A 14,165-nucleotide genomic window follows, 5' to 3' on the forward strand; every position below is an offset into this window, starting at 1 on the left:
AGCGCTCCATGAACGAGATCAGAAACATTCTGAAAACGATGGAATACGGGCCCGCGCCGGAGGACGACAAGGACGTTCGAGCTTGGCTCGCAAACCATGAGCAGGGGTTCGGCCACTTCATCGGCGGCGCATTCACGCCGGCGAAGGGCAAAACCTTCACGGTCCACAACCCGGCGAACGGTGAAAAACTGGCGGAGGTTGCAATCGCCGACCCGGGCGATGTCGACAAGGCGGTCGGCGAAGCGACCAAGGCGCTCAAGAAATGGCAGGCGCTTTCCGGCAATCAGCGCGCGCGACACATCTACGCGCTGGCCCGCCACGTGCAGAAGCACTCGCGCTTTCTCGCCGTGCTGGAGACGTTGGACAACGGCAAGACGATCCGCGAGACGCGCGACATCGACATTCCGCTCGTCGCCCGACATTTCTATCATCATGCCGGATGGGCTGAACTTCGCGACACCATGTTTCCCGGCTACGAGCCGGCCGGCGTCTGCGGGCAGATCATACCATGGAACTTCCCGCTGTTGATGCTCTCCTGGAAGGTGGCGCCGGCGCTCGCGGCCGGCTGTACCGTGGTCCTGAAATCGGCCGAGCACACGCCGCTCACAGCCATCGCATTCGCCGAGATCTGCGCAGAGGCGGGTCTCCCGGCGGGCGTCTTCAATCTTGTCAACGGAGCCGGCGAAACCGGGGCCGCGCTCGCGGGTCACGACGGCATCGCCAAGCTGGCTTTTACCGGCTCCACGGAAGTCGGGCGCGTCCTTCGCCGCCAAACGGCGGGTTCAGGCAAGAAACTGTCGCTCGAACTCGGCGGAAAATCGCCCTTCATCGTATTCGACAACGCCGATATCGACGCCGCCGTCGAGGGGGTTGTCGACGCGATCTGGTTCAACCAGGGAGAAGTCTGCTGCGCCGGATCACGCGCGATCGTACAGGAAGGGATAGCCGACCTCTTCCACGAGAAACTGCGCGCACGCATGGAGAAACTTCGTCTCGGCAACCCGCTCGACAAGGCGATGGACATGGGCGCGGTGGTCGCGCCCGTACAAATCGAGCAGATCATCGCGAAAGTCGAAGCGGGCGTGGCCGAAGGTGCCCGGATGTGGCAGCCGAGTTGGGCGCAGACGGTGGCGGCCGGCGAGGGCTGTTTCTTTCCACCGACACTGTTCACTGATGTTTCGCCATCGTCCACGTTGGCCCAGGAGGAGATATTCGGGCCAGTGCTTGCGTCGATGACGTTCCGCACACCCGGGGAGGCGGTGCAACTCGCGAACAATTCGCGCTACGGACTTGCTGCCTCTATCTGGTCGCAGAATCTCGACGAGGCGTTCGACGCAGCGCGCACGGTGAAGTCGGGCGTGGTCTGGATCAACTCCACAAACCTGTTTGACGCCTCCGCCGGTTTCGGCGGTTACAAGGAAAGCGGCTTCGGGCGCGAGGGCGGCCGCGAAGGCATGATCGAGTATCTCGTCCCGGTCTGGCAGAAAAAAGCGAAACTATTGCCGCAAAGCGAGCCGATGCCTGCCCCAACACCTGCTCCGGGCGGCGATGGGACCGGTCTCGACCGCACGGTGAAAATGTATATCGGCGGCAAGCAGGCGCGACCTGATTCCGGGTACTCGTACCCGGTCACCGGCAAGAACGGAAAACATCTGGCGGAAGCCGGCCTCGGCAACCGCAAGGACATCCGCAACGCGGTGGAAGCGGCGCACAAGGCATCGGGATGGAGCGGCATGACCGGCCATGGGCGGGCGCAAGTGCTCTATTTCCTGGCGGAGAACCTTGAATTGCGCGCGAACGGGTTCGCCGCGCGACTGGTCGAAGCAGGCGCATCCGCGTCGTCGGCGAAGCGCGAGGTCGAGGCATCGGTGGCGCGGGCCATGCGTTACGCTGCATGGGCCGACAAATACGACGGAGCCGTCCGTGCGCCGGACAAGCGCCTGCTGACGCTCGCCCTCAACGAACCGTGGGACGTGATGGGCATCTCGTGCCCTGACGAGGCGCCCCTTCTCGGCTTTGTGTCACTGGTGATGCCGGCGATCGCGATGGGCAACCGGGTGGTGGTGACCCCTTCCCCGCGCCAGCCGCTTGCGGCCTGCGATCTTTACCAGGTGCTGGACACCTCGGACGTTCCGCCCGGCACCGTCAACATCATTACCGGCGACCGGAACATGCTCGCCGACACGATGGCCAAACACGATGACATTGCCGCCCTCTGGTATTTTGGCGATAGTGAGGGAACCGAACTGGTCGAACGTGAATCGGCCGGAAACCTGAAAGCGGTCTGGGCCAACGACGGCAAGGAGCGCGACTGGTCCGATCCCGCCCAGGGACAGGGCGAAGAGTTCCTTTTCCGCGCCGTACGGATCAAGACCATTTGGACACCGTTCGGCGTTTAGGAAATTTCATGCTGCCACAGGAAACCGTGCGCCGGAAGCGCGACGGAGAGACGTTATCGGCGGAGGCCATCGCTGAGTTCGTGGACGGTATCACTGATGGCTCGATCACCGACGCGCAAATCGCGGCATTCGGCATGGCGGTCTATTTCAGCGGTCTGTCGCGGGAGGAAACCATCGCGCTGACACTGGCGATGCGCGATTCGGGCGATGTGCTTTCGTGGCAGGGGATCGAACACCCGGTCGCGGACAAGCATTCTACGGGTGGTGTCGGGGACAATGTTTCGCTCATGCTGGCGCCCATCGCGGCGGCTTGCGGTCTGGCTGTGCCGATGATCTCCGGCCGCGGCCTCGGCCACACCGGCGGAACGCTCGACAAGATGGAAGCAATTCCAGGCTACACGACCCAACCGGACAATGCGCTGTTTCGAAGGGTTGTCGATGAGGTGGGCTGCGCCATCATCGGTCAGACCGCCAATCTTGCGCCAGCGGACAAGCGTTTCTATGGCGTGCGCGACGTCACGGCGACGGTGGAAAGCATCCCGCTCATCACCGCCTCGATCCTGTCGAAGAAGCTCGCCGCCGGATTGGGTTCGCTGGTGCTCGACGTCAAGTTCGGCGATGGCGCGTTCATGACCACATATGAAAAAGCGAAGGCGCTGGCGGAGACACTTGTGGATGTGGCGGATGGAGCGGGGACGCGGACAACCGCCTTGCTAACGGACATGAACCAGCCATTGGCATCGGCAGCAGGCAACGCCGTGGAAGTGCGCAATGCGGTGCAGTTTCTCACCGGAGCAAGCCGCGATTCCAGGCTCGAGACGGTTACGCTGGCGCTTGCCGCCGACATGCTCATGGTGTCCGGCCATGAAACGGACCACGGCGCGGCGCACGCGACAGTGAAGGCCGCGCTTGACAATGGACGGGCCGCCGACCTTTTCGCTCGAATGGTTCATGAGCTGGGCGGTCCGGCTGATTTCATCGAACGACACGATTCCCTGTTGCCGCAGGCTCCGCTGAACACACCCGTGGCGGCGGCTTCCAGCGGTTACGTCAGCGCTATCGAAGCACGCGATATCGGAATCGCAGTCGTGGAGATGGGAGGAGGAAGGCGAACCCGCGAGGACGAGATCGACCACAGTGTCGGGCTGTCAGCGCTTGTCCCGGTCGGAACCAGTGTCGGCAAGGGCGATCCGATCGCGATGATACACGCCCGCGACGAAACCTCATCGCAGGCCGCGCGAAATGCGGTTCTTCGCGCCTACACCATCTCTTCGGAAAAACCGGAAACGAGACATCCGGTGGCCGGCAGGATAGGGGAGGGATAACCGTGCGCGGAGCGATACATCACAGCTTCATTTCAAGCGTGCCATTGGCGAATTCGAAGTTGCGCAAGCGCCTCAAAAAACTCATTCCGATCAGCACAATATCAAGTGAATCGTCCTCAAGGATCATCGCCTCGACATTGCGGACCCGGATTGAGCCGAGCCGCACCTCGTCGAGCACGGCCATCGCCGCCCTCGCAGTGCCGTTGGCGGTGTTCACCTGGTAGACGAAATCGTTCGATGTGACATGAACGCCTGCCCGCCGGGCCGCCGAGCGGTTCAAGGCGATCGCCGTCGCCCCGGTATCGATCACACCGGTGACCCGGCTGGAGTTGAGGAGAAACTCACCGATATAGTGGCCGCGCCCATCGGCACGCAATCGTTCAGTGCCTGAAAGAAGCGGGCGCTCTCTCAAATTTTCTTGCACACGATCAGCACGATTGTCCTGGGGCACTTCGGGCTGGCTCGCGGCAACATTGGCCGCATTTTCCGCTACATCCGGGTTGTCGTGCAGAAACCGGACCGCCCCGAGCGCGGAGAGCGACACCGTAAAGACCAGGAAGAGATAGCGAAGCATGAAGATATGCTATCGACCTTCTCTAACCGCGCGCTTAAAGCACCGAGCCATCGACACGTTCAGTTAACAGTCGATGAACTATTTGATGAGTAATGTTTCACCGTGGAACGGACTAACCTAAAAACGATCGCCTCCAGCCGCCGATCCTTGGTGGCGCTCGACAAACAGTTGCTCCGCCGTCTCGCGCAATTTTTCCGCTGACATGTCTTCCTGAACGAGGTTTATCATGATCCTCGCTAGGCCGGCACGCATCTGCGCCTCATCGCCATTAGCTGTGCTGGCGCGACCCTTCAGGCTGCTCCAGACTTCTTCGAAGTCGGCCTTGATCCTCGTCATCTCGTCAGGCTCGACCACAAAGCCATGAAATTCGTTTCGCATGTCGAGTAACCTTTTCCCGGACAGGGGGCCCGTCCGAACATTCTTCGTCCCTACTGCCAAAAGTTAAGCAGGAATGAAGAATTTTAAATCCCGCAACCCCTCACATGGCAGCATTGGCGCCAATAGCTCATCAGCCTCCTATTGAGTCGGATGAGTAAAGGACATGGTTGACGTAAAGATAGCCCATCCGTACATACCAGCGTGACGCTCCCACGGTTATCGTGAAAGTTCTGCCATGAATGGTCTATCGCGCGAGACTCGTCTCCAGATCATGCTTGACGAGTCAGAGTTGTCTGCAATCGACGATTGGCGGTTCGCGCACCGGATGCCGAGCCGGGCCGCAGCAATCCGGCAGCTGTTGCGGCTCGGTCTCAACGCCGCACAGGGTCCTACCGACCCGAACATGCGGTCGCAGGACTTCGGACTGCTGGATAAGGCTCCCGGCCCGAAAGAGGAATAAATCGCGGAACGCCGGAACTACTTGGTGCCGTACATCCGGTCACCGGCATCGCCCAGACCGGGTACGATGTAGCCCTTTTCATTAAGTTTCTCGTCAATCGCTGCGGTGACGATGGGTATGTCCGGGTGGGCCTTCGTGAACTTCGCCACGCCTTCCGGCGCCGCCAGCAAACAGACAAACCGGATGTCCCTTGCACCACGTTCCTTCAACTTCTGGACGGCCGCTATCGCCGAGTTCGCCGTTGCCAGCATGGGGTCGACCACAACCGTCAGGCGGTCTGAAAGATCCTCCGGGGCCTTGAAATAATACTCGACCGGCTCGAGCGTCGCATGATCACGATAAAGTCCGATATGCGCGACACGTGCCGACGGCACGAGGTCGAGCATCCCTTCCAGCAGACCATTGCCGGCGCGCAGGACGGAGGCGAAGACCAGCTTCTTGCCTTCAAGTACAGGAGAATCCATCTCGGCCAAGGGCGTCTCAACGTGCTCCATGGTCAGCGGTAACTCGCGCGTGACCTCGTAGCAAAGCAGTAGCGAGATCTCCCGGAGAAGTCGGCGGAAACCGGCGGTCGATGTCTCCCTCTTACGCATGAAAGTGAGCTTGTGTTGCACAAGCGGATGATCAACGACGGTAACGCTGTCCATAGTGTCCTCTTTGAATGATGGCGCACCTTAACTGCGCGTCAGGCAGTAGAAAAGTCGCCTCCGGTGGAGGCGGATCTATCCCACGGGCATTTTGACACGCAGCCGCGCAAGCAGAGCCTCGCGCGTCGCCTCATCAACATAGGCTGCCTCGATCGAGGCGCGGGTGACGTTCAGGAGCGCGTCTTCACCCATACGGAAGTGTTCACCCGCAATCTCGTATTCACGGGCCAGGCTGGTGTAAAAAAAAGGCGGATCATCCGCGCTGAGCGTCACAGTCACTCCAGCGTCGCGCAATCGCGGAAACGGATGGGCGGCAAAGGACGGGAAAACGCCAAGCGCAATGTTCGAGCCCGGACAGACTTCGAGAATGATTTCTTCATCCGCCAACCGCTTGACGAGATCGGGGTCCTCAATTGCGCGGACACCGTGACCGATGCGTGTTGGACGCAGATGGTCGAGCGCGTCGCGAACGCTTTCGGCGCCGACCAATTCCCCCGCATGAACCGTGATACCAAGCCCGGCATCGCGGGCAATGTCGAAAGCACGAACAAAGTCGCTCGGGTGGTGCATTCGCTCGTCCCCGGCCATGCCGAACCCGGTGACAAGCGGATGGGGATTGTCGACGATATAACGCGCCGCCTCTTCAACCGCCTCCGGCCCCTTGTGGCGCAGGCCCGTCGCGATCATCCGCGATTCGATTCCGAGCGCGTTACGCGCCCGCTCCATGCCTTCGGCCAGACCGTAGATATAATCGGCGGGGTCGAGTCCCGCGGTCTCGGCGTGGTCGGTGGAGATGAAGAATTCCGAATAGATGGCGTCCTGCGCGGCGAGTTCGCGGAGATATGTCTCGGCGAGTAGCGCATAGTCATCGGCATCACGAAACAGCATCGAGGCGACGTCAAAGGCGCGCAGGAAGCTAGTGAAATCCGACCAAACGTAGCTTCCGTCGCGTATGATCGCGGAAACATCCTCCCCATATTTCCGGGCCTGTCCTTCTACCAGAGCCGGACTTGCCGCCCCCTCGATGTGACAATGGATTTCCGCCTTCAAGACCATCTGCGCCATTTTCCTTGCATGTTGGACTGCCTGCCCCAGATGCTCCGTGACACGATGGCACGGGTTGCGCAATGGCGCGCTTGTCCGGCATAGGCTAATACCGTCCGGCCCGAACCCCGGATGATGACAAACGGATAAGACAGATGTCGCAGTCGAGAACTACCGCCGGTAGCGCCATGAAGACGTCCTTCGGCTTCGAAAATGTAGGCGACGGCGAAAAGCAGCGTCGGGTCGACGACGTGTTTCACAAGGTCGCGGTACGCTACGACGTGATGAACGACCTGATGTCGGCGGGAATGCACCGGGTGTGGAAGGACGCCCTCGTCACAGCGCTCAATCCGTCGCGCAGCCGGCGCTGGCGCTCGCTGGACGTGGCCGGCGGTACCGGTGATGTCGCGTTCCGGATCGTCGAAGCGTCGCGCGGCAATGCCGAAGTGACCGTGCTCGACATCAACGGCTCGATGCTCGAGGTGGGCCGCAAGCGAGCGGAACAGAACGGTATCGGAAGAAATCTTGCCTTCGTCGAAGCCAACGCGGAGGCCCTGCCTTTCGACGACGGCACGTTCGACGCCTACACAATCGCGTTCGGCATCCGCAATGTTCCGGACATTCCCAAGGCGCTGGCGGAGGCGTATCGCGTGCTGAAGCGCGGTGGCCGATTTCTGTGTCTCGAATTCTCGGAAGTCGACATTCCACCGCTCGAGGCGTTCTACGAGGCGTGGTCCTTTAACGCGATCCCCCGCATCGGAGAGATGGTGACAGGCGACGGTGAGCCGTACCGGTACTTGGTCGAGTCTATCCGCAAGTTTCCCAATCAGGACAATTTTGCGGCCATGATTCGGGAGGCGGGTTTCGGTCGCGTCAGCTACAAGAACTACACCGGCGGAATCGCCGCGTTGCATTCGGGCTGGAAACTCTAGGCGCATCTATGGGGGTCGTTGTCGCGACATTCCGGTTGATCCGGGCCGGGTGGGTGCTCGCCCGCGAAGGTGTGATCGCTGCCATCCCGGCGGAGGGTCTCGTCGGTCCCGCGGCAGCCGCGCATCGGCTGGCGGGCGGTCTTGCCAGGCGCCGCAGCAAGAATCTCGATAGCGCGGAGCGAATGACGAAAGCGATCGCGAGGCTCGGGCCGTCCTATGCCAAGCTCGGCCAGTTCCTGGCGACCCGCCCGGACGTGATCGGGCTCGATCTCGCCCTCGATCTCGCGCACCTCCAGGACAGCATGGAGAGCTTTCCGACCGAGCAGGCCATGACCCGCATCGAAGATTCGCTCGGAAAGCCGCTGTCCGAACTGTTCGTTTCGATTGACGAGCCGGTTGCCGCGGCCTCGATTGCACAGGTGCACCCCGCGATCGTGCGGGATCCAGACGGAGCGGAGCGCAGGGTCGCTGTGAAGGTGATCCGGCCCGGTGTGCGGCGGCGTTTCATGCGCGATCTCGAAACCTTCTTTCTGTTCGCCCAGATGCAGGAACAGCGTTTTCCGGCGACCCGCCGGCTCCGTCCTGTTGCGATTGCCGAAACGCTGAAACAGACGACGCAGATCGAGATGGATTTGCGCCTTGAAGCCGCCGCGCTTGCCGAACTGGCGGAGAACGTTGCCGAGGACCCGGGCTTCCGGGTGCCTAAGGTCGACTGGGAGCGCACCGGCCGCAACGTGCTCACCATGGAATGGGTCGATGGCATCAGGATGTCCCACGTGGACGAATTGCGCGCCGCCGGACACAACCTCGAAAAGCTCGCCGATACGGTGGTGCAGAGCTTCCTGCGGCATGCCATGCGCGACGGGTTCTTTCATGCAGACATGCACCCAGGAAATCTCTTCGTAGACAGCAGGGGCGATATCGTCGCTGTCGATCTCGGCATTTCCGGGCGAATTGGGCTAAAGGAACGGCGGTTCCTTGCGGAGATTCTCTTCGGTTTCATACGCCGCGATTTCCGACGAGTCGCGCGCGTTCATTTCGAGGCCGGCTACGTGCCGGCCCATCACGACGTCGAGGCGTTCGCGCAGGCGATCAGGGCAATCGGGGAACCGATCCACGGGCAGCCTGCCGAAACCATTTCCATGGCGAACCTGCTGACGCTGCTGTTCGAGGTCACCGACATATTCGATATGCAGACGCGGCCGGAGCTGCTGCTGTTGCAGAAGACGATGGTCGTCGTCGAGGGCAATGCACGTGCGCTCAACCCCCGCTTCAACATGTGGAAGGCTGCCGAACCGGTGGTCGGCGACTGGATCGCCCGCAATCTCGGCCCCGGCGCGGTCATCACGGACGCAAAAACCGGCGTCGAGTCGCTCTACCGGCTTGCCAAGACGCTGCCCGACCTCGCCCAGAGAACGGAGCGGCTATCGCACGAGGTCGGTGAGATGGCGGAACACGGGCTCAAGCTCGAGCCCGAAACGGTAAGAGCGATTGGCAAAGCAGAAGCGAAGGAATCCCGTTCCGGGCGGGTCGCGCTCTGGATACTGGCAATCGCCGCGGTCTGGATCGCCTGGCAGCTCACCTGACCAGGTCGGCGGCAGGACCGCACATTCGGGTGAGGCGGTGCCGCTGATCGTACGGGACGATCGCATCGGGCTGCATGCTTTTCAAGGGCCGTGATTTCGGTCATACCGGCACCGGCCCGGCAATGGCGGATAGTTAAAGATGGATATTGCGCAAAGTTTATCCGGCAAACGGATCCTCCTGATTATCGGCGGCGGGATCGCGGCGTACAAAAGCCTCGACCTGATCCGTCGCCTGCGCGAGCGTGGCGCATCGGTTCGCCCGGTGATGACCAGGGCGGCGGCGGAGTTCATCACACCGCTTTCCGTGGGGGCGCTGGCCGCTGACAAGGTGTTTACCGATCTCTTCGACCGCGAGGACGAACAAGATGTCGGCCATATCCGGCTTTCCCGCGAGGCGGACCTCCTCCTGGTCGCGCCGGCAACCGCGGACCTAATGGCGAAGATGGCCAACGGACTGGCAAACGATCTCGCTTCAACCATCCTGATGGCTACGGACAAGCCTGTACTTGTCGCTCCGGCCATGAACCCCCGGATGTGGTTGCACCCGGCCACCGTGCGGAACCGCGAAACGCTTGATGGCGACGGGGTCCGTTTCGTCGGCCCCGGCAGCGGCGAAATGGCTGAAAGCAACGAGGCCGGTGAAGGACGGATGTCCGAGCCGATGGAAATCGTGAGGTCGATCGAGAGTATCCTTGCAAACGGAGCGCTTCCGCTAGCCGGAAAAAGGGTCATCGTGACCTCAGGGCCGACCCATGAACCCATTGATCCGGTCCGCTACATTGCCAACCGGTCATCAGGAAAGCAGGGGCACGCGATTGCGGGGGCACTTGCATCGCTCGGCGCCGACGTGCAACTGGTCAGTGGACCGGTTGCCATCAACGATCCGATCGGCGTAACCACCACGCATGTCGAAACGGCGCAGCAGATGCGCGATGCGGTCGAAGCGCTGCTACCGGCGGACGCGGCAATATTCGCCGCCGCTGTTGCTGACTGGCGCTCCGAGAAATCGTCCTGCGAGAAGATGAAGAAGGACGGTTCCTCCGGACCGCTGCAACTGGCACTGGTTGAAAACCCGGACATTCTTGCAGGTATCGGCCATCACTCCACCAAGCGACCACCGCTGGTGATCGGGTTTGCGGCCGAGACCGAAAAGGTGCTGGAGAATGCGCGGACAAAGCTCACAGGCAAGGGCGCCGACGCGATCGTCGCCAACGATGTCTCCACCGACAGCGGCATCGGCGGCAGCGGCGTCATGGGAGGTGACCGAAATCGCATCACGCTGATTACCGCCTCGGGCGCTGATACTTGGCCCGAGATGTCGAAAGCCGAGGTTGCAAGAAAGCTGGCCGCCTGGGTCGCCGACCAAACGGGCGAGCGGCCCAGATAAGCCGCCCTCGGCGGGAGGCCCACGCCGTCAGGCGCTCGACGCGCGACCCATGACGACACCACCATCGTCAGCATCGCCCGAGTTCTTCACCTGCGAAATTGCGGTGTTGATCGCGGCCATGCGCTTCTCTACCTGCGCCAACGAAGCAGAGCCATCATCGGCCTTCTCGCCGAGTTTAGTCTTCATGGCATTCAGGCGATCAAGTTTCTCCTGCTTCGAGAAGAACGTGTTCGCAGCTATCCCCTCGGGGGTCATGTCCTGTTCGGTGGCGAGGTCCGGTTTCTCGGTCATGTTTCACTCCTTGCGTGGGTAGGAGATTCAACGGCGGAAGCTCAACGCGGTTCCCTGATGGCGGCTGACACGCTTTTCGACGGCGGAGACTGATAGGTATTCGCTGAACAATGCGTCACCGGAGGCTGAATTGTGCAATCGGGCGGGGACGCACTATCTATCAGCCAACAAAGGAGCGAGCGTCATGTCCATTCGTCCCGTGAGACATCTTTCCGGCACCCAGACGACCATGGAGGGAGCCGGAGTAAAACTCGAGCGCGTCTTCGGTTTCGGCGATCCGTCCATGGCCGATCCATTTCTCCTGATGGACGATTTCCGCAACGATCGGCCCGAAGACTACATCAAGGGCTTTCCGTGGCACCCGCATCGGGGGATAGAGACCATCACCTATGTGCTGGAAGGCTCGGTCGATCATGCCGACAGTCTCGGCAATCAGGGCACTCTCGGGGCAGGGAGCGTGCAATGGATGACCGCGGGTTCCGGAATCATGCACCAGGAAATGCCCAAGGGCGATCCGTCGGGCCGAATGCACGGCTTCCAGCTCTGGGCCAATCTTCCTTCCAGCCTGAAGATGACCACACCGCGTTATCAGGACATCGGGTCGGGAGATATCCCCGAGGTGGTTGACGATGACGGCACCCGCGTTCGCGTGGTTGTCGGCGAGTTCTGGGGCAAGAAAGGTCCCGTGGACGGGGTCGCCGCCGACCCGCAATATCTGGACATCTCCGTGCCACCTGGCGTTCGGAAAGTGTTCAAGGTCGACACCTACCGCTCAGCCTTCGCCTACATCTTCCAGGGATCCGCCACATTCCGTGACGCATCACGGCCATTCGGAGTGCTGGTTGAAAAGGAGGTAAACGGCGAGGAACTTCATGTGCGCGACATGTCCGGCGACCGGACGCTGGTGGTCTTCGGCACTGGCGACGAGATCGTCGTCCAGGCGGGCGAGGAGGGGGTGCGGTTTCTGCTGGTCTCCGGCGCGCCGATCCGCGAGCCTGTAGCGTGGCACGGCCCGATCGTGATGAACACGCGCGAGGAACTCATCCAGGCGGTCAATGATTTGCGCAGCGGTAACTTCATCCGCGAGAATGCGGCCTCTTGAGGATAACTACCGGGGCCGGCTGACAGCCGGCGCCGGTCGCCCTGCGTCGACAACCAGAGTACCGCTGGATAGTCTTCCTGCGATCGGGACAGCGTGACGGCAAGGGCATTTCGCGGCCGCGCTTCGCCGGAAAGAGGCACGACAATGGAACTATCCCCTCTCCAAGATCTGCAAACCCGCTATTTTTCAATGCGAAAGGAGATAGAAGCCGAGCTGGAAGCCCAGCTCGCCGTTCAGCGAGAGCGTTTCCAGTACAGACTGCACCGCGGAAAGGTCCGGTTCGAGAGAGACATTCGCGAACTGCAGCGCCGATACCGCATCGGGGTGGTGAAATATATCGTCGGAGCCCGACTCGGCTTCATATTAACGGCACCCCTGATCTATGGGCTGATCGTGCCGTTGGTCATCCTCGATTGCTCCGTGACAATCTACCAGCACATTTGCTTCAGGATCTATCGAATCCCACTCTCGCGGCGCAGCGATCACCTCATCTTCGACCGGCATCATCTCGCTTATCTCAACGGAATAGAGAAGCTGAACTGCTTGTATTGCAGTTACGCGAACGGCCTGATCGCACATGTCCGAGAGGTCGCCGCGCGAACCGAGCAATTCTGGTGTCCCATCAAGCACTCTCGGCGTAGTGCCGACCCTCATGACCGCACCGAGGCATTCTTCGATTATGGAGATGCAGAGGCTTATCGAACGGGCCTGCAGAGTCTGCGCGACCGTTTGAGAGGTGGGCCGGGCGACGCCCCGGTGAGCTAGACCGCCTGCCCCGCGGCCCAGCCGGACGACCACGCCCACTGGAAGTTGTAACCGCCGAGCCAGCCGGTCACGTCGAGAGCCTCGCCGATGAAATGAAGGCCAGGGACGGATTTGGCTGCCATCGTCTTCTGATCGAGTCCGTCCGTATCGATCCCGCCGAGCGTGACCTCCGCAGTGCGGTATCCTTCCGAACCGGACGGCTTGACCTGCCAGCGATGCAAGGCCGCGGCCAAGTGCTGCAGTCCTGTATCGCCCTGGCCAGCGAGCGGCCCGGCGGCACCGGCATTGGCTGTCACGAACTGCGCCAGCACCTTCGGCATAGAACGGCCGATGACCGTCTGTGCTTCCTGTTTGCCGTTCGATTGGCGCGCCTCGCGCAACTCTGCAAACATGTCGGCGCCCGGAACGAGATCGATGCCGATCGCATCGCCTTCGCGCCAGAAATTCGAAACTTGCAGGATCGCCGGTCCGGAGAGGCCCCGGTGCGTGAACAGCAAGGCCTCGTCGAACGCAGTCTGGCCGTGACTCACCCGCGCTTGGGTGCTGACGCCGGTGAGCGGCTTGATCCGCTCCAGCAGGTGCGGCTCGAATGTCAACGGGACGAGCCCGGGCCGGGTTTCGGTGACCCGAAGCCCGAACTGCTCTGCGATCCGGTAGGCGAACCCGGATGCGCCGATTTTCGGAATCGATTTGCCGCCGGTCGCGATGACCAGCGACGAACACGTCACAGGGCCGGATGAAAGGCGGACAAAAAATCCGGCATCAGACCGGGTGATTTCCTCCGCAACGGTCGACAATTCCAGAACACCGCCGACCGCGGCAAGATCATCGGTGAGCATCATCACGATCTGGGTCGCCGAACCATCGCAAAATAATTGTCCGAGCGTCTTTTCGTGCCAGGCAATGCCGCGCGCCTCCACCCGTGACAGGAAGTCGGCGGCGGTAAACCGTTTCAGGGCCGAAATGCAAAAGTGCGGGTTTTCCGACAGGAAGTTTTTTGGCGATGCATGAATGTTGGTGAAGTTGCAGCGGCCGCCGCCGGAAATGCGGATCTTTTCTCCGGGCGCCCTGGCATGATCGACGACCAGCACCGACCGGCCACGCCGACCAGCTTCGCCAGCACAGAATAGTCCCGCGGCGCCGGCACCCAGGATCACAACATCGAATGAACGAGGAGTCATCCGTTCTCTCTAGACCGATTTTTCCGCATCGCCAGACCGAGCATAAAAAAACCGGCGGATTGCCCGCCGGTTCACTGTTCCACCGATGCCCCGC

The 14,165-nt window shown here is 61.4% G+C and carries 14 protein-coding genes; 8 read left to right on the forward strand and 6 right to left on the reverse strand.

The features are described from left to right. The first annotated feature begins 8 nt into the window (after positions 1-8). Together LC298_RS03465 and deoA are read left to right on the forward strand one after the other, a co-directional pair. Entirely contained in the window at positions 9-2,399 is a 2,391-nt protein-coding gene (locus LC298_RS03465) for an aldehyde dehydrogenase family protein (RefSeq protein WP_131564646.1), read from the forward strand. Between the two features lie 8 nt (positions 2,400-2,407). Then, positions 2,408-3,724, forward strand: a complete 1,317-nt coding sequence (gene deoA / locus LC298_RS03470; RefSeq protein WP_131564644.1) for a thymidine phosphorylase — start codon at positions 2,408-2,410, stop codon at positions 3,722-3,724. 19 nt (positions 3,725-3,743) lie between these two features. Here the strand turns inward: deoA and LC298_RS03475 are convergent, their stop codons facing one another. Beyond that, positions 3,744-4,298, reverse strand: a complete 555-nt coding sequence (locus tag LC298_RS03475) for a retropepsin-like aspartic protease family protein (RefSeq protein WP_131564642.1) — start codon at positions 4,296-4,298, stop codon at positions 3,744-3,746. A 117-nt stretch (positions 4,299-4,415) separates the two neighbouring features. Continuing rightward, positions 4,416-4,676 (reverse strand): hypothetical protein, encoded by a 261-nt coding sequence (locus tag LC298_RS03480; protein WP_131564640.1) that lies wholly within the window; start codon positions 4,674-4,676, stop codon positions 4,416-4,418. 235 nt (positions 4,677-4,911) lie between these two features. On the opposite strand from LC298_RS03480, the gene LC298_RS03485 reads away from it, so the two are divergent. Then, positions 4,912-5,136 (forward strand): ribbon-helix-helix domain-containing protein, encoded by a 225-nt coding sequence (locus LC298_RS03485; protein ID WP_131564638.1) that lies wholly within the window; start codon positions 4,912-4,914, stop codon positions 5,134-5,136. A gap of 17 nt (positions 5,137-5,153) precedes the next feature. On the opposite strand, the gene upp is transcribed toward LC298_RS03485, so the two are convergent. Together upp and LC298_RS03495 are read right to left on the reverse strand one after the other, a co-directional pair. Further along, positions 5,154-5,783: a uracil phosphoribosyltransferase gene (gene upp / locus LC298_RS03490; RefSeq protein WP_131564636.1), complete on the reverse strand. Its 630-nt coding sequence runs from the start codon at positions 5,781-5,783 to the stop codon at positions 5,154-5,156. Positions 5,784-5,858: 75 nt separating this feature from the next. Then, the gene (locus LC298_RS03495) at positions 5,859-6,839 is read right to left on the reverse strand and encodes an adenosine deaminase (protein ID WP_131564634.1); all 981 of its coding nucleotides are present in this window, start codon (positions 6,837-6,839) and stop codon (positions 5,859-5,861) included. A gap of 143 nt (positions 6,840-6,982) precedes the next feature. Between LC298_RS03495 and ubiE the strand changes: the two genes are divergently transcribed. The 3 genes from ubiE (at position 6,983) to coaBC (ending at position 10,732) form a co-directional block, all read left to right on the forward strand. Next, a complete protein-coding gene (gene ubiE / locus LC298_RS03500) occupies positions 6,983-7,759 on the forward strand; it encodes a bifunctional demethylmenaquinone methyltransferase/2-methoxy-6-polyprenyl-1,4-benzoquinol methylase UbiE (RefSeq protein ID WP_131564632.1) in 777 nt (258 codons plus the stop codon). An 8-nt stretch (positions 7,760-7,767) separates the two neighbouring features. Then, entirely contained in the window at positions 7,768-9,345 is a 1,578-nt protein-coding gene (gene ubiB, locus LC298_RS03505) for a 2-polyprenylphenol 6-hydroxylase (protein ID WP_131564631.1), read from the forward strand. Between the two features lie 139 nt (positions 9,346-9,484). Then, entirely contained in the window at positions 9,485-10,732 is a 1,248-nt protein-coding gene (gene coaBC, locus LC298_RS03510; protein WP_131564629.1) for a bifunctional phosphopantothenoylcysteine decarboxylase/phosphopantothenate--cysteine ligase CoaBC, read from the forward strand. A 27-nt stretch (positions 10,733-10,759) separates the two neighbouring features. Here the strand turns inward: coaBC and LC298_RS03515 are convergent, their stop codons facing one another. Next, positions 10,760-11,023 carry a hypothetical protein gene (locus tag LC298_RS03515; protein ID WP_131564627.1) on the reverse strand — a complete coding sequence of 88 codons (264 nt, stop codon included), beginning with the start codon at positions 11,021-11,023 and terminating at the stop codon, positions 10,760-10,762. A 184-nt stretch (positions 11,024-11,207) separates the two neighbouring features. Between LC298_RS03515 and LC298_RS03520 the strand changes: the two genes are divergently transcribed. Both LC298_RS03520 and LC298_RS03525 read left to right on the forward strand, forming a co-directional pair. Next, positions 11,208-12,125: a pirin family protein gene (locus LC298_RS03520; protein ID WP_131564626.1), complete on the forward strand. Its 918-nt coding sequence runs from the start codon at positions 11,208-11,210 to the stop codon at positions 12,123-12,125. Between the two features lie 144 nt (positions 12,126-12,269). After that, positions 12,270-12,890: a hypothetical protein gene (locus LC298_RS03525; RefSeq protein WP_131564624.1), complete on the forward strand. Its 621-nt coding sequence runs from the start codon at positions 12,270-12,272 to the stop codon at positions 12,888-12,890. On the opposite strand, the gene LC298_RS03530 is transcribed toward LC298_RS03525, so the two are convergent. Further along, a complete protein-coding gene (locus tag LC298_RS03530) occupies positions 12,887-14,071 on the reverse strand; it encodes a BaiN/RdsA family NAD(P)/FAD-dependent oxidoreductase (RefSeq protein ID WP_131564622.1) in 1,185 nt (394 codons plus the stop codon). The genes LC298_RS03525 and LC298_RS03530 overlap by 4 nt on opposite strands. Positions 14,072-14,165 lie beyond the last annotated feature (94 nt).

It is taken from the genome of Oricola cellulosilytica, from assembly GCF_019966575.1.
GTDB lineage: Bacteria > Pseudomonadota > Alphaproteobacteria > Rhizobiales > Rhizobiaceae > Oricola > Oricola cellulosilytica.